This window comes from Streptomyces sp. RK9 (genome assembly GCF_045070545.1).
Classification (GTDB): Bacteria; Actinomycetota; Actinomycetes; order Streptomycetales; family Streptomycetaceae; genus Streptomyces; species Streptomyces alboflavus.
This window is the reverse complement of the sequence record NZ_CP173703.1, coordinates 3,253,766-3,272,047: the sequence shown is the minus strand read 5'-3', so window position 1 is coordinate 3,272,047 and position 18,282 is coordinate 3,253,766. Positions and strand designations below refer to the sequence as shown.

The following is an 18,282-nucleotide window of genomic DNA, read 5'->3' as shown; positions in this document are numbered from 1 at the left end:
GTGTCTCCCACCACCCCCACCTACGACGTGATCGTGATCGGCCTGGGCGGCATGGGCAGCGCCGCCGCCCACCATCTGTCCGCGCGCGGAGCCCGCGTCCTCGGCCTGGAGAAGTTCGGCCCCGTGCACCAGCGGGGCTCCAGCCACGGCGGCTCCCGGGTCACGCGCCAGTCGTACTTCGAGGACCCCGCGTACGTACCGCTGCTGCTGCGCGCGTACGAGCTCTACGACAAGCTCGAACAGGACACCGGCCGTGACATCGCCACCCTGTGCGGCGGCGTGATGGTCGGCAGCCCGGACGGGCGGGTGGTCTCCGGGGCGCGGCTCTCCGCCGAGACCTGGGGGCTTCCACACGAGATGCTGGACGCCCGCGAGATCCGCCGCCGCTTCCCGACGCTGACGCCGCGCGACGACGAAGTGGCGCTCTACGAAGAGCGCGCGGGCCTCGTCCGACCGGAGAACACGGTCGCCGCGCATCTGCAGCTCGCCACCCGCCAGGGCGCGGACCTGCACTTCGAGGAACCGGTGACCCGCTGGGAGCCGTACCGGGACGGCGTGCGCGTGCACACGGCCGACGACACGTACACCGCCGGGCAGTTGGTGATCTGTCCGGGCGCGTGGGCGCCGGGGCTGCTCGCGGACCTGGGGGTGCCGTTCACCATCGAGCGGCAGATCATGTACTGGTTCCAGCCGACGGGCGGTGTCGGCCCGTTCCTGCCGGAGCACCATCCGATCTACGTGTGGGAGGACCGGGCGGGCGACCAGGTCTACGGCTTCCCTTCGATCGACGGCCCCGACCTCGGGGTGAAGGTCGCGTTCTTCCGCAACGGCAGTGTGTGCACTCCGGAGACCATCGACCGCACGGTCCATCCGCACGAGGTCGCGGCGATGGCCGAGCACATCGCGCGGCACATACCGCTGCTCCCGGGGCGCCTGTTGAAGGCCTCCACCTGTATGTACACGACGACGCCCGACGAGCACTTCGTCATCACGCGCCATCCGGCGCACCCGGAGTCGGTGACGGTGGCGTGCGGCTTCTCCGGGCACGGCTTCAAGTTCGTGCCGGTGGTCGGCGAGATCGTCGCCGACCTGGCGCTCGACGGCACCACGGAACACCCCATCGAGCTGTTCGACCCCCGCCGGATCACCGGCCCGCTGGATCCGGCGCCCGCCACGGCACCGGTCTGACCGAAACCGCGCCCTCCGGGGCGCACGTCAGAGCGACCCGCGCCCGCCGCGGCGCCCGTCTGAGGAGTACGGACGTGACGACAGAGGTCTCCGCGAGCCTCATCGCGACGCTGCCCGGCCACTACTACACCGACCCCGATGTCTTCCGCCAGGAGCAGGAGCGCCTGTTCGAGGCCCTGTGGTGCTGCGCCGTGCGCTCCGCCGACCTCGACCGTCCCGGCGCGTACCGCACCGTCCAGGTCGGCCGGGAGAGCGTCCTGGTCACCCGCGCCCGCGACGGCGGCCTGCGCGCCTTCCTGAACGTGTGCCGCCACCGCGGCGCCCGCCTGTGCGCGGACGAGGCGGGCCAGGTCCGGCGCAGCCTCCAGTGCCCGTACCACGCCTGGACGTACGACCTGGAAGGACGGCTGATCGCGGCGCCGAACCTGACGCGGATGCCGGACGTCGACCGGTCCGCGTACGGCCTGGTCGAGGTCGCGCTGCGGGAGTGGCTCGGCTACGCCTGGGTGTGCCTGGCCGAGGTGCCGCCTTCCTTCGAGGACACGGTGATCGGCGAGGCCAGGGAACGCCTCGGCGACCCCGCGTCGATCGAGCGCTACCGCACGCAGGACCTGGCGCTCGGCCATCGCGTCCGCTACGAGGTGCGCGCCAACTGGAAGTTGATCGTCGAGAACTTCATGGAGTGCTACCACTGCGCGACCATCCACCCCGAGCTGACGGACGTCCTGCCGGAGTTCGCCGACGGCTTCGCGGCGCAGTACTACGTAGGCCACGGCGCCGCCTTCGGGGATGACGTCAGCGGCTTCACTGTGGACGGTTCGCCGGGCTTCGGGCGGCTGCCCGACGTCGCCGACGAGCAGGACCGCCGCTACTACGCCATCACCGTCAAGCCGGCCGTGTTCGTCAACCTCGTCCCGGACCACGTGATCCTGCACCGCATGTTCCCGCTGGCCGTGGACCGCACGGTCGTCGAGTGCGACTGGCTGTACGCGCCCGACGTCGTCGCCTCCGGAGCGGATCTGTCGAAGTCGGTCGAGCTGTTCCACCGGGTCAACGAGCAGGACTTCGCGGCGTGCGAGCGCACCCAGCCCGCGATGGGCTCACGCGCGTACCGCCACGGCGGTGTGCTGGTGCCGACCGAGCATCACATCGGGGTGTTCCACCACTGGCTCATCCAGCGGCTGGCTTCTTGAACATCCGTGTCGCCGTGATCTCCCCGTGCACCGTCTCCCCGGCCGGGGCCTGCTGCTCCTGCGGCAGCCCCGGCCGCAGGTGCTCCTCGACGCTGATGTACTTCAGGCCCGCGCGCAGGTCCGCGTCGTTGCGCAACCGGATGACGAGCGGGAACTCCGCGAGCGCCGTCGTGTCGAACAGACCGGTGGTGTAGAGCAGCTGGACGCCGAGGGCGTCCGACACGGCCCGCTGGAGCTCCAGGAGGTACGTGGCGTTGGCGCGGCCGATGGGGTTGTCGAGGAACAGCGTGCCCGCGTGCCGGTGCTTGTCGCGGCCCCGGTCGTTCGAGCGCAGGGCGGCCATCGTGCAGTAGAGGGCGATGGCGGCGGTCAGGAGCTGGCCTCCGGAGAACACGTCGCCCATCTGCCCCACCGGGACGCGCTCGGCGCGCAGGACGGCGTCCGGCTTGAGGATCTCCACCGCGATGCCGCGCGGTTCGAGGGCGGCCTGAACTCCCCTGAGCAGCAGGGACATGCCGTCCCTGCGCAGGTCGGAGTTCTTCTTCACGGCCGCGCGGGTGGCCTCGTCGATGACCTCGCCCAGGCGCTCGGTGAGCGTCGCCTGATCGGGCTCCTCGAAGCGGACCCGCAGGAACTCCTGGCCCGACCACTCCCCCAGGCCCTCGGGCAGCCGGGACAGGCGCTGGGCGGAGCGGAGCGTGGCGAGGGCCGACTCGACGAGGCCGCGCAGCCGGTCGACGATGCTGTCGCGGTTGCGCTCCAGCTGCTCCAGCTCGTCGGTGAGCACGCGCAGGCGGGGCGCGAAGGCGTCGGCCCACTTCTTGGCGTGCTCGGGCAGGGCGGAGGCGGGCAGTTCGCGGATCTGCTGCCGGGCGGGGGTGCGGACCTGCTCGTAGCGGGTGGAGTTGGCGTGCCGGACGAGGACGTCGCCGGCCTCGCGGACGGCCGACTCGGCGGCGGACAGGTCGGCGGCGCAGCCGCGCAGGGAGCGACGGGTCTCGGCGGCGGCCTGGCGGGCCTCCTCCAGGGTGCCGGGATGCGGCGCGGGCTGCTCGTCGTCCTCGGTGTCGTGGTGCTCGCGCAGCAGGTCGCGCAGGAGCGCCGCCGTCTCGTCGAACCCGCCGGCCGCGTCCTCGGTGGCGCGGTGCGTGTGCAGGAGCGCGGCGTGCGCCTCCTTGGCCTGGCTCAGGGCCTCCGTGTGGGTGGCCAGTTCGGTCGTGGCGGTGCGCAGCAGGGTCTGGGCCTGCTCGACGTCGGCCGGGACGAGCTCTTCGGGGAGGTCGGTGTGCGCCTCGCCGTCCTCGGGGGCGTGCCGCTCGGCCTCGCCGCGCAGGCGGCCGAGCTGTTCGCTGGCGGTGGCGGCGCGGGACTCGATGAGCTGGACCTGAGCCTCCGCGCGGGCGGCGGCGGCCTGCCGGGAGGGTCCGTCGGCGCCGTCGGTGCCTTCGAGGAGCTGGGCCGCGCGGGTGCGCACCTTGTTGCTGAGCCGGTCGAGCTCGGCGAGCGCGGCGCTCTCGTCGCTCTCCGCTCGGGCCTGTTCGGCGCGCAGGTCGGCGCCGACGCCGACCTTCTCGTACAGCTGCGAGGCCGCGCGGTAGGCCTCCCGGAGGGCGGGCAGGGAGGTCTTGGGTCCTTCCTGGTCCAGCGGTACGTCCTCGGGGGCGCCGGCGATCTCGGCGCGCTCGGCACGCAGGGCGCGCGCGGTGCGGCGGGCGTCGTCGGCCGTGCGCTGGGCGGCGCGGCGGTCCTCGTCGGCGGCGCGGGCGCGGTCCAGGCAGGACTGGGCTCGGGCCTCCGACTCGACGGCGTCGTCGGCCAGTTCGCGCAGCTTGGTCTGCCAGCCCGCGCGCTCGCGCAGGCGGAACGCGAGCCCGGCGAGCGCGTCGGCGGCGCGGCGGGCGCGCTGGGCGCCTTCCTGGCGCTCGTCGCGCACGCGGGCGGCGTCGGCCGCGATCTCGTCGGCCTCGGCGCGCGCGGTGCGGGCCTCGGCCAGCTCGGCCTCCGCCTCCTCGGCGAAGGCGCGCGCGTCCCGGGCGGCGGTGGCCAGCTCGGCGAGGCGGCCCGCGGGGCAGCCGGAGCGCCAGGAGGCGAGCCGCGCGGCCAGCTCCCGGTCCTTGGCGAGGCGCAGAGCGAGCGCCCGGATCTCCTCGTCGCGCCGGGTGGTGCGCGCCCGCAGGGCCTGCCGCTCCTCGTCGGCGGCGTGCTCGTCGTGCATGGCCGGGTTCGGCGGTACGAGGAAGACGGCGCCGGAGTCGTCGGCGGCGCTGTCGGCGTGCGGCACCGGGGCGAGCAGCGCGGCGGCGGTGCCGACGGCGACCGTGGAGCGCGGGAGCAGCGCGGCGCCGGTGAGCGCTTCGCGCGCGCGGGCGTGGGTGTCCGGGTCGGTGATGACGACGCCGTCGACCAGCTCGGGGCGTGCGGCGAGCACGCGCGCGTGGTCCGCCGGGTCGACGGCCTGGGCCAGATAACGCCATCCCGGGAGGGCCGGGATGCCGTGCTCCCCGAGGAACTCGACAGTGGCGAGGACGTCGGGCCCGGGCGGAAGGAGACCGCCGTCGCCGAGCGCGCCGAGGATGCGGGAGTCGTCGGCGGCGGCGGTCCGCAGCTCGAACAACTGCCGTTCGGCGGCGGCCACTCCGTCGTCGAGCAGGGTCTTCAGGTCGTCGGCGCCGCGGTCCAGCTCCGTGGCGGTGAGACCGGGGGCGACCGGGGCGAGGGCCTGTCCGGCTGCGGCCGGGGTGGCGGCGCCGGGCGCGGGGCCGTCGTGGGCGTCGCCCAGGGTGCGCGCGCCACCGCCCGGAGCGCCGTGCGCCCCCTCGGCACCGCGCAACCCCGGAGCGGCGGCCTCCACCCCGTCGTCGGCGCCCTCGCCCGCCCCGGCTCCGGCGTGCCGGGGCTGCGGCACCCCGTGCCCGATCCCGCCGGATGCGCTCGGCAGGCCCAGGAGTTCGGCGATGCGCTCGTCCTGCGCGAGGGAGTCGGCGGTGCGGCTCTCCGCGTCGTGCGCCTGCTCGGCGGCCGTCGCGGCGTCCTCCGCGCGGGCCGCCGTCAGCTCGGCTCGGGCCTCGGCGGCGGCGGCCTCCTTGGCCTGGTCGGCGGCCCGGCGTGCGGACTCGCGGGCCTCGTCCCAGGCGGCGACCGCCGTCTTCTCGGCGTCGCTCGCGGCGAGCGCCGCGCGGGCCGGGTCGGCGTCGGGGGTGCTGTCGTCGAGCCAGCCCGCGCGGACGGCCTCGGCGGTCTCCTGCTCGACCTCGGTGAGGCGCTGGCGCAGGTGCCCGGCCTCGCTGCGGGCGCGCTGCGCCTCGGTCGCGGCGGTGGTGGCGTCGCGGTGCGAGGCCTCGCCGGTCTCCTGGAGGGCGGCGGAGCGCTCCTCCTCCTCGTTGGCGTGCCACTCGGCGCCCTCGGCTGCGGTGTGCAGGGCGCGGACGAGGTCGGCGGCGGCCTTCGCGCGGGCGGCGAGCGCGGGGGCGGCGTCCCGCTCGGCCTCGCGGATGGCGACGGCCACGCGCGCGGAGCGGTCGGCGGCGGCACGGTGGCGCAGGACGGCCTCGGCGGCCTGCCAGGCGGAGTGCAGCGTGCGTGCGTCGGCCAGCTCGCGGCGCTGGGCGGCGGCGGCCTTCTCGGCGACGGTGAGGGCCAGGGAGGCGTGCCGGTAGGCGAGTTCGGCGGCGATGAGGGCGGAGCGGCCGCGGGCCTGCTCGGCGGCCGTGACGGTGTGGGCGGCGGCGGTGACCTGCTCGGCCAGTTCGGCGGCGCGGCCCCGCTCCTCGACGGCGCGGGCCGACAGGCGGCGGGCGAGGGTGCGGGTGCGGCGTTCGGCGCCCGCGTGCACGTCACGCGCGCGTGCCCGGGTGTCCGCGGCGTCGACGATGCGGCCGAGGAGGTCCACGGAGCCCGCGGTGAAGTCTCGCTCGGCGATCAGCTCGGCGCGCCGGCCCAGCTTGTTGCCGAAGCCGTGCACCAGGTCGGCGAGGCCGTCCGTGTCCCGGGTGTCGGTGACGGCGCGCAGCAGCAGGTCGGTGAAGTCGGAGTCCTTCTTGACGGCGAAGAGGCCGGCGGCCTCGCCCTCGTCGGCGTTCATCTCGCGCTGGTAGCGGAACAGTTCGGGGTCGAGGCCGAGGTCCCCGAGGTGTTCGTTCCAGCGGTCGTGGATCTCCTCCCAGTGCACTTCGAGGTGCGGGTAGGCCTTCGTGGCCTCCATGAGGGCGTCCCGGAAGCCCTTCATGGTGCGCCGCCGCCCCTGTGCGCCGGACGCGCCCTCGACGGACGGGCGCACGGCGGTGGCCTCGGCGACCGGCAGCGAGTCCAGGCTGAGCCCGGGACCGGGGCGGAAGGAGTACCAGGCCTCCGCGAACTTCCGCGGGTCGTTGGAGACCTGCCGTCCGCGCCACTCGCTGACCTTGCCGACGACGACGCACTCGCCGGTGAGCGTGTGCTGCCACTCCAGGGCGACGTGTCCGCAGTCGTCGGCCAGGAGGAACTTGCGCAGCACTCCGGAGCTGGCGCCGCCCAGCGTGTTCCGGTGGCCCGGCAGCATCACCGAGAAGATCAGCTTGAGCAGGACGGACTTGCCGCCGCCGTTCTCCAGGAAGAGCACTCCGGCGGGCGCCGGGCGGCGCGGCGGGCCGACGGGCTCCTCCTCGAAGAACTCCGCCTGCGCGGGCGCGGGGTCGGGCACCACGTCGCCGACGCCGCGCAGGTCCAGCACGGTGTCGGCGTAGCGCGCACCGGCGGGGCCGATGGAGTAGAGGCGGACCCGGGACAGCTCGTACATGGCGGCGGACTCTCGTCGTAAGTCGTGCGGGACGAAGAAACGGAACGTGGCGGAACGTCGGTGGACGCGGGCGGGGCGGCCGGCTGCCGTCCCGCGCGGGTCAGGAGTGGAACGGCAGGCCTGCGTCGGCCGCAAGATCCAGGTCGTCGGTGTCGTCGGGGGGCAGCAGCGTCGCGGAGCCGTCGGTGACGGGCACGACGCCGAGCTCGAGGAGTTCGGCCATGGCGGCGGTGCCCGCCATGTCGCGGACCTGGAGCTGATAGCGCGCGGTGGTGCGGTAGGTGCCGCCGGAGTCGTCGCCCGTGCGCTGGAGGAAGCCGGAGTCGGTGAGGAACGCGGCGGCCTTGCCCACGATGCCGGTGGTCGAACCGGCGAGCCTGCGCGCGTCCTTGGTGGCGCCCGTGGAACTGCGGCGCGCCCAGATCCGCCAGGCGGACTCGAGCCCCGGCGCGTCCGACGCCGGGTCGGTGTTCTCGCCCTGCTCCTCGGCGCGCTCCTCAAGGCGTCGGCAGGCCTGTCGTACGAAGGCGTCGACGCCGTTGACCGTGACGCGGCCGATGTACCCGTCGTCGGCCAGGTCCTCGGGGCGCGGAAAGGCCATGGCGGCGACGGCGAGGTGCGCGAGACCGTGCAGGAAGCGGTCGGTGGAGTCGGCGGCGGCACGGCGCGCGTAGTCGCCCATGCGGACGGCGAACACGGAGTCCTCGGCGGCGGTCACCGCCATCCCCGCGCGCGGGGACACCTCGAGGACGACGAGTCCGAGCCCGGCCGCGACGGCGTCGGCGAGGCGGGCGAAGGGCGGGTCCTCGCGGTACCTGCGGAGCAGTTCGCCGTACTCCTGGTCGCGGGCGGGCTGGAGCTTGGGCTGGAGTCCGAACGCGACGAGGCGGGCCGCGTCGGCGGCGTCGGCCGGGGTGACGGCGGCGCCCGCGGGCGCCGGGGCCGCGGCGGCGTCCGGCTCGCCCCACGCGGCGTGCTCTGCGGGGTGATCGGTCACGGCTGGGGCTCCTTGGTGCGGTCGGTCGGTCGTACGGGGTGCGGGGGCGTACTGGTGGCCACCTGAGCGTGCCGCGGGAGCGCGCCGATGGTCCCCGGAGAGTGCGGCCTGCGTCGTGCGGGCCGCGTGGTCGCCGTCATCAGGCCGCCTCCGTCCGGTCGGCCGCCATCCCCACCGCGTCCAGGAGCGCCGTGCCGACGATGAGGTCGGCGCCGCCGAACTCCGGGTCGTCGAGGTCGGTGCCGTCGTCCACGGCGAAGAGCAGCTGCTGCTCGCCCTGGCGGTAGGCCGTGCCGACGGGCGGGCTCGCGGCGTGGACGGCTAGGAGGGCGACCAGGTAGGGCAGTTCGGGGTCCTGGCGGCGGGCGTCGGCGAGCAGCCCGGAGAGCCTGCGGGGCGCGTCGTGCGGCAGCGCGAGCAGTTCCATGGCGCTCGCCAGCTGCTCCTCGCTGAAGCGGCTGTCGTCGGGCGTGGCGATGAGGTCGGGCTCGGGCATCTCCGCGCCCAGGTGCTCGCGCTCCTGCGGCGGCGTGAGCAGTATGTCGACGAGGTCGCCGACCCGCACCGACACCGGCGTGCGCAGGCCCGTCCCGCGCGCGAAGAAGGCGTCCGTCACGCGGATCGCCTGCTCGGCGGGGAGCGGCAGGATCGGGGCGACCAACTGGCCGTACAGGTCGAGTCCCGTGCGCGCGGTGGGGGTGGCGAAGGCCTGCCGGTCCTGCTCGGCGCGGAACAGGGGGCCCGCTTCGAGGAGGCGGGACTGGAGCTGGGTGTGGCGGCGGATGCAGTCCTTGACGATGTCGACGAGTTCGGCGGCGCGGCGCTTCTGCTCGGGGTCCTCGGACTCGTCACGTGCCTTGCGGATGTTCGTCAGGATCGCGTTCTCGTGGCGGTACCGGTCGGCCACGTGGTCCAGGGCCTCGGCGATCATGTCCGGCACGGACTGGAGCCAGTCCACCGCGCGGACGTTGCGCCGGGTCGCGTCGAGGGCCCTGCGGAGCGTTTCCGAGTACTGCACGGTGCGGTACCGCGCCTGTTCGGCGGCGAGCTGGGCGTCGGCGAGGCGGCCGCGGCTGATCAGGACCTCCAGCTTCACCTCGGCGGCGATCTGGGCGCTGGTGACGTCGGTGTCGAGGGCACCCACGAGGACGTTCACGGCCTCGTCGGTGGTGCGCAGACAGACACCGCCGCCGTAGCCGGGGACCTCCTCGATCAGCTTGAAGTCGTAGTCCCTGCGGACGTAGGTGCCGTCCGGGTCGAAGGTGCCGTACACCGCGCGGAAGCCGCGGTCGACGCTGCCCACGTTGATCAGGTTCTCCAGGACCCAGCGGGCGACGCGCTCGTGCTCGGCGGTGGGGCGGCGCGGGGCCTGGGCGGCGACGCGGGGCAGCAGCCGGGAGACGACCTGGTCGTGGTCGGCGCCCGTGTCGAAGTCCATGTTCAGCGTGACGAGGTCGATGGCGGACAGGGCCACCTCCGCCATCGCGTACACCGAATACTCCCCCGCGAGGTTCGCCTTGCGGGCGTCCAGGTCGTGCAGCGGGGCCGTGCACGCGAGCGCGCGCAGGCGCCGTGCCAGGCCCTCGTCGGCGGCCGGGCCCGGCGCGGGCCGCGGCCCCGCGCTGAGCTGGGACGGAACGGAGTCCGGTACGGCAGGCGAAGTCACGGTGCACAGACTAGGTCCTCGGTCTGACAACGGTCGAAACGACGCAGATGCCCCGCCGCCCCGGCCTGCCCCGCCTTGCCCCGAGGGAGGCTCAGCCCGCCCCGGCCCCGCCCGCCGCGACCCGCCGCGCGTACGTGTCGACGAGCCCCTGCAGCGAGTCGTCCAGGTAGATCCCGAGCAGCCGCTCGGCCTTCGGGCCGAGGCCGGACTGAAGTGCGTCCAGAATCTCCTGGTTGCGCACCAGATAGGGCTCGTGGAGGCGGCGCGGGTCGTCCACCACGTGGAAGGCGAGCCGCAGTTCGGCGAAGACGCTGCGCATCAGCTCGTCGGTGCGGGCGCTCCCGGCGAGCGCGACGAGCTCGCGGTGGAAGTGGATGTTGGCCGTGGAGACGCCCTTCCAGTCCCGGCGGCTCGCCGCCGCCCTGCCCTCGGCGACGGCTGCGGCGAGCGCGTCGACGGCGTACGGCGGGCGGCCGAGGCCGTGCACGACGGCGCACTCCACCAGGCGCCGGGTGCGGTAGATGTCCTCGACGTCCTCGACGGTCAGGACCCGCACGAAGACGCCGCGATTGAGTTCGTGGACGAGCAGCCGCTCGTGGGTGAGGAGCCGGAAGGCCTCGCGGAGGGTGTTGCGGGAGACGCCGAGCGCGCCGCCGATGCTGTCCTCCGACAGCCGGGTGCCGGGTGGGAAGTACCCCTCGGCGATGCGGCTCCGGAGGATGTCCGCGACCCGCTCCGCGGTGCTCGTGCGTCCCAGCAGCGCGCGGTCGTCGGCGAGACCGGTCAGTTCAGCCATGATCAGCCATCCCCTCAGCCATGCCCGGATTCAACCGCAGATACAAGAACGAGACAACATGGGTATTGAGGGATCGTTGAACAATCCTCTACGTTGTCCGGCAGGCGTCACCCCGCCCCCGTCCCCAGAGGGCACCGGCCACGCGCCGGTCAGCACACCCCCGCTCCTCAGAAGCACCCTCCAGCTCCGCCGACTCCTCTGTGAGGTGCCCATGAGCACGACTCCCCCGCCCTCCGCGACAGCGCTGGACGACCAGCCACGCGGGGCTCAACCACCCGACGACGACGGCGCGTTCGGCTGGCTGCGCGCGCTCGGCCCGCGCGGTCGCCGCGCCTTCGCCGGCGCCTTCGGCGGGTACGCGCTCGACTCCTACGACTACTTCACGCTGCCGCTCAGCATGGTCGCGCTCTCGGCCTACTTCGGCCTGAACAGCGGCCAGACCGGTCTGTTCACGACCGTCACGCTGGTCGTCTCCGCGGTGGGCGGCGCCGTCGCGGGCGTCGTCGCGGACCGCATCGGCCGGGTGAAGGCCCTGATGATCACCGTGATCACGTACGCGGTGTTCACCGTGGCCTGCGGCTTCGCGCCCAACTACGAGACCCTGCTGGTCTTCCGCGCCCTCCAGGGCCTCGGTTTCGGCGGCGAGTGGGCGGTCGGCGCGATCCTGGTCGCCGAGTACGCGACCGCCAAGAACCGCGGCCGTACGCTCGGCGCGATCCAGAGCTCCTGGGCCGTCGGCTGGGGGCTCGCCGCGATCGTCTACACGCTGGTCTTCCAGTTCATGGACGACGACATCGCCTGGCGTGTCATGTTCTTCACCGGGGCACTGCCCGCGCTGCTGGTGATCTACGTACGCCGGAACGTGCACGACGCCCCCGAGGCGGCGGCCCAGCGCGAACAGAGCACGGAGAAGGGCTCGTTCAAGGCGATCTTCAAGCCGGGCCTGCTGCGCATCACCCTGTTCGCGGTGCTGCTGTCCACGGGTGTCCAGGGCGGCTACTACACGCTCGCCACCTGGGTGCCCACGTATCTCAAGGAGGACCGCGGGCTCACGGTCGTCGGCACGGGCGGATACCTGACGTTCCTGATCTCCGGTGCCTTCATCGGCTATCTGACGGGCGGATACCTCACCGACAAGCTGGGCCGCAAGCGCAACATCACGCTGTTCGCGTTCCTGTCCGCGGCCAGCATCGCCGCCTACACGAACATCCCGGACGACGCCAACGGCCTTCTCCTGGTGCTCGGTTTCCCGCTGGGCTTCTGCATGTCGGCGATCTTCAGCGGCTTCGGCTCCTTCCTGAGCGAGCTGTACCCGGCCGCCGTGCGCGGCACGGGGCAGGGATTCACGTACAACACCGGCCGCGCGGTGGGCGCCGTGTTCCCCACGACCGTCGGCTTCCTCGCGGACAGCTGGGGCGTCGGCGGAGCGCTCATCTTCGGAGCGTTCGGTTACGCGCTCGCCGTGATCGCCCTGTTCGGGCTGCCCGAGACGCGCGGGAGGGAGCTGCTGTGAGCCCCGAGACCGTGAGCCCCGAAGAGGCACGCGCGGCGTTCCGCTCGGGCCACAGCGTGCCGACGACCGGCTGGGCGCCCGGACGCACCCAGGCGAACCTGGTGTCCGTCCCCGCCGACTGGGCGTACGACATGCTCCTGTTCTGCCAGCGGAACCCGAAGCCCTGCCCGGTGCTCGACGTGACGGACACGGGCTCCTGGACCACGCCACTGGCCCCAGGGGCCGATCTGCGCACGGATCTGCCGCGCTACCGCGTGTGGCAGGACGGCGAGCTGGTCGACGAGCCCACCGACGTGGTCGGGCACTGGCGCGGCGACCTGGTGTCGTTCCTCATCGGCTGCAGCTTCACCTTCGAGTGGTCGCTCGCGGCGGCCGGCGTGCCGCTGCGCCATGTCGCGCAGGGCCGCAACGTCGCCATGTACGTCACCGACCGCCAGTGCCGTGCCGCGGGGCGGCTGCGCGGCCCCCTGGTGGTGTCGATGCGCCCGGTGCCGCCCGGCGACCTGGCCACCGCGATCCAGGAGACCTCCGTGCTGCCCGCGGTGCACGGCGCGCCGGTCCACTGCGGCGACCCGGCGGGCCTCGGCATCGCGGACCTCGCCGAGCCCGACTTCGGCGACCCGGTGGACGCCGAGCCCGACGACATCCCGGTGTTCTGGGCGTGCGGGGTGACGCCCCAGGCAGCCGTGATGGCGTCGCGGCCGCCGTTCGCGATCACGCACGCGCCGGGCCGGATGTTCATCACCGACGCGCGCGACGAGCAGTACCGCGTCGCCTGACCGACGCACCCGCGCCCCGGGCACAGCCCCCGCGCGCGGGACACGGAACCCCACCGCGCGGGGGCCCGACCACCCCCGCGCGGAGCACACGAACTCACGGGAGCGATACGCACATGACCTGGGCCTCGATCGACCTCAACGCCGACCTGGGCGAGGGCTTCGGGCGGTGGCGGCTCACCGATGACGAGGAGCTGCTGTCCGTCGTCACCAGCGCCAATGTGGCCTGCGGCTTCCACGCGGGCGACGCGGCCACCATGCGGCGCGTGTGCGAGCGCGCGGCGGAGCGGGGGGTGCGGATCGGCGCCCAGGTGTCGTACCGCGACCTGGCGGGGTTCGGGCGGCGCGCGATGGACGTGCCGGCCGCCGAGCTCGCGGCCGAAGTGGCGTACCAGATCGGCGCCCTGGAGGTGTTCGCGCGCGCGGCGGGCGCCGGTGTGGCGTACGTGAAGCCGCACGGCGCGCTGTACAACCGCGCGGTGCACGACGTCGAGCAGGCGTCCGCCGTCGTGGACGGCGTGCTGCTCGCCGACGCCGCTCTGCCCGTCCTCGGCCTTCCCGGATCGCGTCTCCTGGAGGCGGCGGAGAAGGCCGGGCTCCCGGTCGTCACGGAGGCGTTCGCGGACCGGGCGTACACCGACGAGGGCACTCTGGTGCCGCGCGGCACCGACGGCGCCGTCGTCACGGAGGCGGACGCCGTCGTCGAACGGTCCCTCGGCATCGCCCGGTTCGGCACCGTCGTCTCGCACGGCGGGCGGCGCATCGACGTCCGGGCGCGCTCCCTGTGCCTGCACGGCGACACCCCCGGAGCGGTGGAGCTCGCGCGGCAGGTCAGGGCACGCCTCGAAACGGCGGGCGTGCGGGTGGAGGCGTTCGCATGAGCACCCGCCCGACGCCACCGCCACCGCCACCGACACCGACACCGACACCGACACCGACACCGACACCGACAGCATCACCGCCGCTGCCTGCGCCGACTCCGTGCTCGGCGCAGGCCGCGAACGTCCTGCCCATGAAGGTCCTGCCCATGGGCGAGCGCGCGCTGCTCGTCGAACTCGCCGACGGATCGGCCGCCGCGGCCCTGCACGCCGAGCTGCTGCGCCGCCGGGCGGCCGGAGACCTCGTCGTACGCGAGATCGTGCCCGCGGCCCGCACGGTGCTCCTGGACGGCCTCGACGGCCCTGACGGACCCGACACCCCGCTCCGGCTCGCCGTGCGCCTGCCCACCTGGGAGATCCCGCCGCCGGCCGCGCGCGCGGACGACGTCCTGGAGATCCCGGTGCGGTACGAAGGGCCGGACCTGGCGGACGTGGCGGCGCTGTGGGGCGTGCCGGTCGGGGACGTGGCGCGGATCCACTCGGCCGCCGAGTTCCGCGTCGCCTTCTGCGGGTTCGCGCCCGGTTTCGGCTATCTGACGGGCCTCGGCGGAGTGCCGGACGTGCCGCGCAGGGCGACGCCGCGGACGGCGGTGCCCGCGGGCTCCGTCGGCCTCGCCGGGCCGTACACGGGCGTCTACCCGCGCTCCTCGCCCGGCGGCTGGCAGCTGATCGGGGCGACGGACGCCGTGCTGTGGGACCACACGCGCGTACCGGCGGCGCTCCTGTCGCCGGGCGCGCGGGTCCGCTTCGTGCCGGAGGGCCGATGACCGACCGGGCCTTCGCGGTCGTACGGGCCGGGGCGCTCACCACGGTGCAGGACGAGGGCCGCCCCGGACACGCCCACCTCGGGGTGCCGCGCTCCGGCGCCCTCGACCGGCCCGCCGCCGCCCTGGTGAACCGTCTCGTCGGCAATCCGGCCAGCGCGGCCGTCCTGGAGACCACCCTCAATGGCTGTGCGCTGCGGCCCCGTTGCGACGTCACAGTCGCCGTGGGCGGTGCGCCCTGCCGGGTGACGGTCGACGGGCGCGCGGTGGCATGGGGCACGCCGGTGCGGGTGCCTGCCGGTGCTCTCCTTGAGGTGGGTCCCGCTGTCTCCGGAGTACGCGGTTACGTCGCCCTCGGTGGCGGCGTGGCCGTCGAGCCGGTCCTCGGCAGCCGCTCCACCGACCTGCTGTCCGGGCTCGGCCCGCCCCCGCTCACAGACGGCGCGGTGCTTCCGCTGGGTGCCGCACCCGTCGCCCCCGCGCGCGTGGACACCGTTCCGCAGCCCGGCCCGCCGTGCGAGCTGATCCTGCGGGTGACGCCGGGGCCTCGCACCGACTGGTTCACGGCCACGGCCCTACGGACGCTCACCACGCGCGCGTACCGCGTGTCCTCGGCGAGCAACCGCATCGGCCTGCGCACGGACGGGCCACCCCTGGAGCGCGCGGTGAGCGGCGAACTGCCCAGCGAGGGCATGGTCCTGGGCGCGATCCAGGTACCGCCCGACGGCAGACCCGTGGTGTTCCTCGCCGACCACCCGACGACGGGCGGCTACCCGGTCGTGGGCGTCGTCAGGGAGCGCGACCTCGCGGCAGCGGCACAGGCGGTGCCGGGGACGGTGGTGCGGTTCGTGGGGGTGGGGGCTGGTCTGGGGCGGGGGGTGGGTGAGGGGCGAGTGCGGCGCGGCGCCGGAGGCGGCGCGGCTCGGGCGCGGCGCGGCTCGGGCGCGGCACGGCTCGGGCGCGGCACGGCTCGGGCGCGGCGCGGGCCTGTGCGGCGCGGGCCCGTGCGGCGCGGGCGCAGTGCGGTCCGGATACGGCACGGAGGCACGTGCGGCACGGAGGCGCGTGCGGCACGGAGGCGCGTGCGGCACGGAGGCGCGTGCGGCACGGCCCGGATGCGGCGTGGGCGCAGTGCGGGTGCGGCGCGGGCTACGCCGCCTCCACCTGCCGCCCTGCGGTTCCGAGCCCCGCGAGTGCCGCCGCCGCGGCGTGCGCGTCCCGCACGTCGAGCCCGCCGCTCGTGCCCTGCACCTGGTGCCGTACCTCCTCCACGGCGAGGCCGAGCAGCTGCGGCAGCAGGTCGGTGCAGCGCCGGGCGACCCAGCCGGTGCCGGCCGTGGCCAGCCACAGCAGGCTCGCCGACGCGGCGGGCGGCGGCAGTTCGGGCTCGACGGCGGGGGCGGGGCCGGGTGCCAGGCCCGCCGCGGCGAGCAGTGCGTGGAAGCGGGCGGCGAACACCCGGTGCCCGCGCTCTGAGGGGTGCAGCCGGTCCGCGCTCCACAGGGTGCGGTCGGCGACCCACTCCTCGTCGGCGGCGTGCAGGTGGACGGCGCCGTGGCGTTCCGACAGGGCGTGCACGACGGCGTTGACCGCGCGCTGCCGCCGGGCCAGCGGGCGGCCGAGCGCGCCGGGCAGGCCCAGCATGGCGCCGGGGTCGGGCATGCAGGCGGTGAGCAGCACCGCGCCGTCCGCCGTGACGGCGCCGTAGACCTCGTCGAGGCGCGCGGCGACGGCACGGATGTCGAAGGTGCAGCGCAGGGTGTCGTTGACGCCGACGACGACGGACACGACGTCGGGCCGCAGGGCGACCGCCCGGGGCGTCTGGCGGGCGTGCACGTCGCAGGTCTGCGCGCCGCTGACGGCCAGGTTGTGGAATTCCACGGGCCGTTGGGGTGTCCCGAGGCCCTCGGCGAGCAGCGCCGCCCAGCCCCGCCACGCACCGTCCACGGGGTCCCCCACGCCCTGCGTGAGCGAGTCCCCGAGCGCCACGAACGTCACCGGCCTCATCCGGCACCGCTCCCGTCCGACGCGGCGCCGGGCCCCACGACGAGGCGCAGCGCGCGGACGCTTTCCCTGGCGGCTGCCGCGTCGCGGGCCGGTACCGCGTCCGGGACCGGTACAGCGTCCGGAACCGGTACCGCATCCCCGGCAGGCGCCGCGCCCCTGGCCAGTGCCCCATCGCTGGCAGGTGCTTCATCTCTGGCCAGTACCACGTCCCCGGCCAGTGCCCCGTCGCCGGCCGATGCCACGACCCCATCCGTGGCGGCCGCCACCCCCGCACCGCTCCGCCCGGAGTCGGAGCAAAGCCCCTGGCTGACCGCCGCACCCGGGCCATCCCCCACAGTGCCCCCGTCCACCACGGCCATCTCATTCCTCACAGTCGCCCCATCCCTGACGATCACCCCGTGTGTGGCAGCCACCCCACCCCCAACAGCCATCCCGTTCGTATCGGCCATCCCAACCCCAACAGCCGCCCGACTCCTCACAACTGCCCCACCCCCAACAGTCACCCCAAATCCCGCATCGACCGGGTCCACCGCACCCACCGCACCCACTCCGTGCACCCCATGCACCCCACCCACCCCATGCGCCGCCAAGAACGCCCCCACCGCCGCATCCCACCCGAAGCACTCCGCACGCGCGCGTGCCATCGCCCGGCGGATGTGCTCCGGGCGTTCGAGGACCGCCCGCACGGCGTGGGCGAACGTATGGGGCGTGTCGGCGGCGGCAGCCCCCGCGCCGCCCACGATCTCCGGCAGCGCGGACGAGGCGCTGGCCACGACCGGGGTGCCGCAGGCGAGGGCTTCGAGCGCGGCCAGGCCGAAGGTCTCGCAGGGGCCCGGGGCCAGGCACACGTCGGCCGCGGCCTGGAGGGCCCCGAGCACGGCGCGGTCCGCGACATGGCCGAGGAACGTCACCGGAAGCCGCCGCTCCCGTGCCCGCTGTTCGAGCCGGGAGCGCAGCGGACCGTCACCCGCGACGACGAGCACGGCCGGTACGCCACGCCCGCGCAGGGTCTCCAGGGTGTCGAGCGCCATGCCGGGGCGCTTCTCCACGGAGAGGCGGGAGCAGAGCACCAGGAGCACGTCGTCGTCCCCGCGCGCGTAGCGCTGCCGTGTCCGCCGGTCCCACAGCCCCGGGTGGCGGTCGGCCAGATCGACGCCCAGGGGGGCGCGTACGACGTTGCCCGCCCCGACGCGTACGAACTCGCGCTCCGCCCAGGCCGTGGTGCACACCACGCGCGCGTAGGCGTGCGCGGTACGGGTGTTGAGGGCGTCGGCCGCGCGGCGTGCCAGGCCCGGCGGCAGCCCCCAGGTGCGCATCACGGCGTCCGCCGCCTCGTGGGAGACCATCACGGCCGGGACGCGGGCGCGGCGCGCCCACTCGCCGGTCCAGCGCAGGGAGGTGCGGTCGGAGACCTCGAGGCGGTCGGGGGCGAGGCGCTCCAGGAGGCGGGTGAGGCGCCGCCGGTCGGCGATGACGCGGTAGCCGCCGGTGCCGGGCAGTTCGGGTCCGGGCACGGTGATGACGAGCCCCTGTTCCGTGCGGGCGGTGTCGGCGCGCTCCCCGGGGACGATCAGTACGGGGTCGTGGCCCGCGGCGAGGTAGCCGCGGCCCAGTTCGCGCAGGGCGGTGCGCAGTCCGCCCGACGAGGGCGTGACGAAGTTGGCGAGGCGCACGATGCGCAGTGGCCCGGCGGTGCGCGCGGCACGTGCCGTGGCGAGGGGGTCCATGCC

At 74.8% G+C, this 18,282-nt stretch carries 11 protein-coding genes and 2 pseudogenes; 7 read left to right on the top strand and 6 right to left on the bottom strand.

Annotated elements, in window-relative coordinates:
* On the top strand, positions 1–1,188 hold the full coding sequence (solA, locus tag AB6L24_RS13410) for an N-methyl-L-tryptophan oxidase (RefSeq protein ID WP_405655292.1): 1,188 nt from the start codon (positions 1–3) through the stop codon (positions 1,186–1,188).
* Positions 1,189–1,262: 74 nt separating this feature from the next.
* A complete protein-coding gene (locus tag AB6L24_RS13405) occupies positions 1,263–2,381 on the top strand; it encodes an aromatic ring-hydroxylating dioxygenase subunit alpha (RefSeq protein ID WP_405655291.1) in 1,119 nt (372 codons plus the stop codon).
* Here AB6L24_RS13405 and AB6L24_RS13400 read toward each other — a convergent pair.
* From AB6L24_RS13400 to AB6L24_RS13385, 4 genes are all read right to left on the bottom strand, one after another.
* Positions 2,359–7,155: a hypothetical protein gene (locus tag AB6L24_RS13400; protein ID WP_405655290.1), complete on the bottom strand. Its 4,797-nt coding sequence runs from the start codon at positions 7,153–7,155 to the stop codon at positions 2,359–2,361. The genes AB6L24_RS13405 and AB6L24_RS13400 overlap by 23 nt on opposite strands.
* Before the next feature lie 100 nt (positions 7,156–7,255).
* Positions 7,256–8,152 (bottom strand): hypothetical protein, encoded by an 897-nt coding sequence (locus AB6L24_RS13395; protein WP_405655288.1) that lies wholly within the window; start codon positions 8,150–8,152, stop codon positions 7,256–7,258.
* 139 nt (positions 8,153–8,291) lie between these two features.
* Complete coding sequence (locus AB6L24_RS13390) at positions 8,292–9,818, bottom strand: hypothetical protein (protein ID WP_030360388.1); 1,527 nt, start codon at positions 9,816–9,818, stop codon at positions 8,292–8,294.
* A gap of 91 nt (positions 9,819–9,909) precedes the next feature.
* On the bottom strand, positions 9,910–10,614 hold the full coding sequence (locus AB6L24_RS13385) for a GntR family transcriptional regulator (RefSeq protein ID WP_030360389.1): 705 nt from the start codon (positions 10,612–10,614) through the stop codon (positions 9,910–9,912).
* A gap of 211 nt (positions 10,615–10,825) precedes the next feature.
* Here AB6L24_RS13385 and AB6L24_RS13380 point away from each other — a divergent pair, with 211 nt between their 5' ends.
* The 5 genes and pseudogenes from AB6L24_RS13380 to AB6L24_RS13360 form a co-directional block, all read left to right on the top strand.
* Entirely contained in the window at positions 10,826–12,127 is a 1,302-nt protein-coding gene (locus AB6L24_RS13380) for an MFS transporter (RefSeq protein WP_405655286.1), read from the top strand.
* Complete coding sequence (locus AB6L24_RS13375; RefSeq protein ID WP_405655284.1) at positions 12,124–12,906, top strand: putative hydro-lyase; 783 nt, start codon at positions 12,124–12,126, stop codon at positions 12,904–12,906. Before AB6L24_RS13380 ends, AB6L24_RS13375 begins: the two co-directional genes overlap by 4 nt.
* A 113-nt stretch (positions 12,907–13,019) precedes the next feature.
* Positions 13,020–13,784, top strand: a complete 765-nt coding sequence (locus AB6L24_RS13370) for a LamB/YcsF family protein (RefSeq protein ID WP_405655283.1) — start codon at positions 13,020–13,022, stop codon at positions 13,782–13,784.
* 131 nt (positions 13,785–13,915) lie between these two features.
* Positions 13,916–14,548, top strand: a complete 633-nt coding sequence (locus tag AB6L24_RS13365; RefSeq protein WP_405655282.1) for an allophanate hydrolase subunit 1 — start codon at positions 13,916–13,918, stop codon at positions 14,546–14,548.
* A pseudogene (locus AB6L24_RS13360) lies at positions 14,545–15,402 on the top strand (biotin-dependent carboxyltransferase family protein); the annotation flags it as partial. The gene AB6L24_RS13365 and the pseudogene AB6L24_RS13360, both read left to right, overlap by 4 nt.
* Before the next feature lie 292 nt (positions 15,403–15,694).
* Here the strand turns inward: AB6L24_RS13360 and AB6L24_RS13355 are convergent.
* Both AB6L24_RS13355 and AB6L24_RS13350 read right to left on the bottom strand, forming a co-directional pair.
* Complete coding sequence (locus AB6L24_RS13355; RefSeq protein WP_405655280.1) at positions 15,695–16,552, bottom strand: SGNH/GDSL hydrolase family protein; 858 nt, start codon at positions 16,550–16,552, stop codon at positions 15,695–15,697.
* 578 nt (positions 16,553–17,130) lie between these two features.
* Positions 17,131–18,279 (bottom strand): annotated as a pseudogene (locus AB6L24_RS13350) (glycosyltransferase); the annotation flags it as partial.
* Positions 18,280–18,282 lie beyond the last annotated feature (3 nt).

Coding starts and splice junctions, on each gene's coding strand:
- AB6L24_RS13385 (WP_030360389.1), bottom strand. CDS start 10,614: ATGGCTGAACTGACCGGTCTCGCCGACGACCGCGCGCTGCTGGGACGC.
- AB6L24_RS13370 (WP_405655283.1), top strand. CDS start 13,020: ATGACCTGGGCCTCGATCGACCTCAACGCCGACCTGGGCGAGGGCTTC.
- AB6L24_RS13355 (WP_405655280.1), bottom strand. CDS start 16,552: ATGAGGCCGGTGACGTTCGTGGCGCTCGGGGACTCGCTCACGCAGGGC.
- AB6L24_RS13400 (WP_405655290.1), bottom strand. CDS start 7,155: ATGTACGAGCTGTCCCGGGTCCGCCTCTACTCCATCGGCCCCGCCGGT.
- AB6L24_RS13380 (WP_405655286.1), top strand. CDS start 10,826: ATGAGCACGACTCCCCCGCCCTCCGCGACAGCGCTGGACGACCAGCCA.
- AB6L24_RS13365 (WP_405655282.1), top strand. CDS start 13,916: ATGAAGGTCCTGCCCATGGGCGAGCGCGCGCTGCTCGTCGAACTCGCC.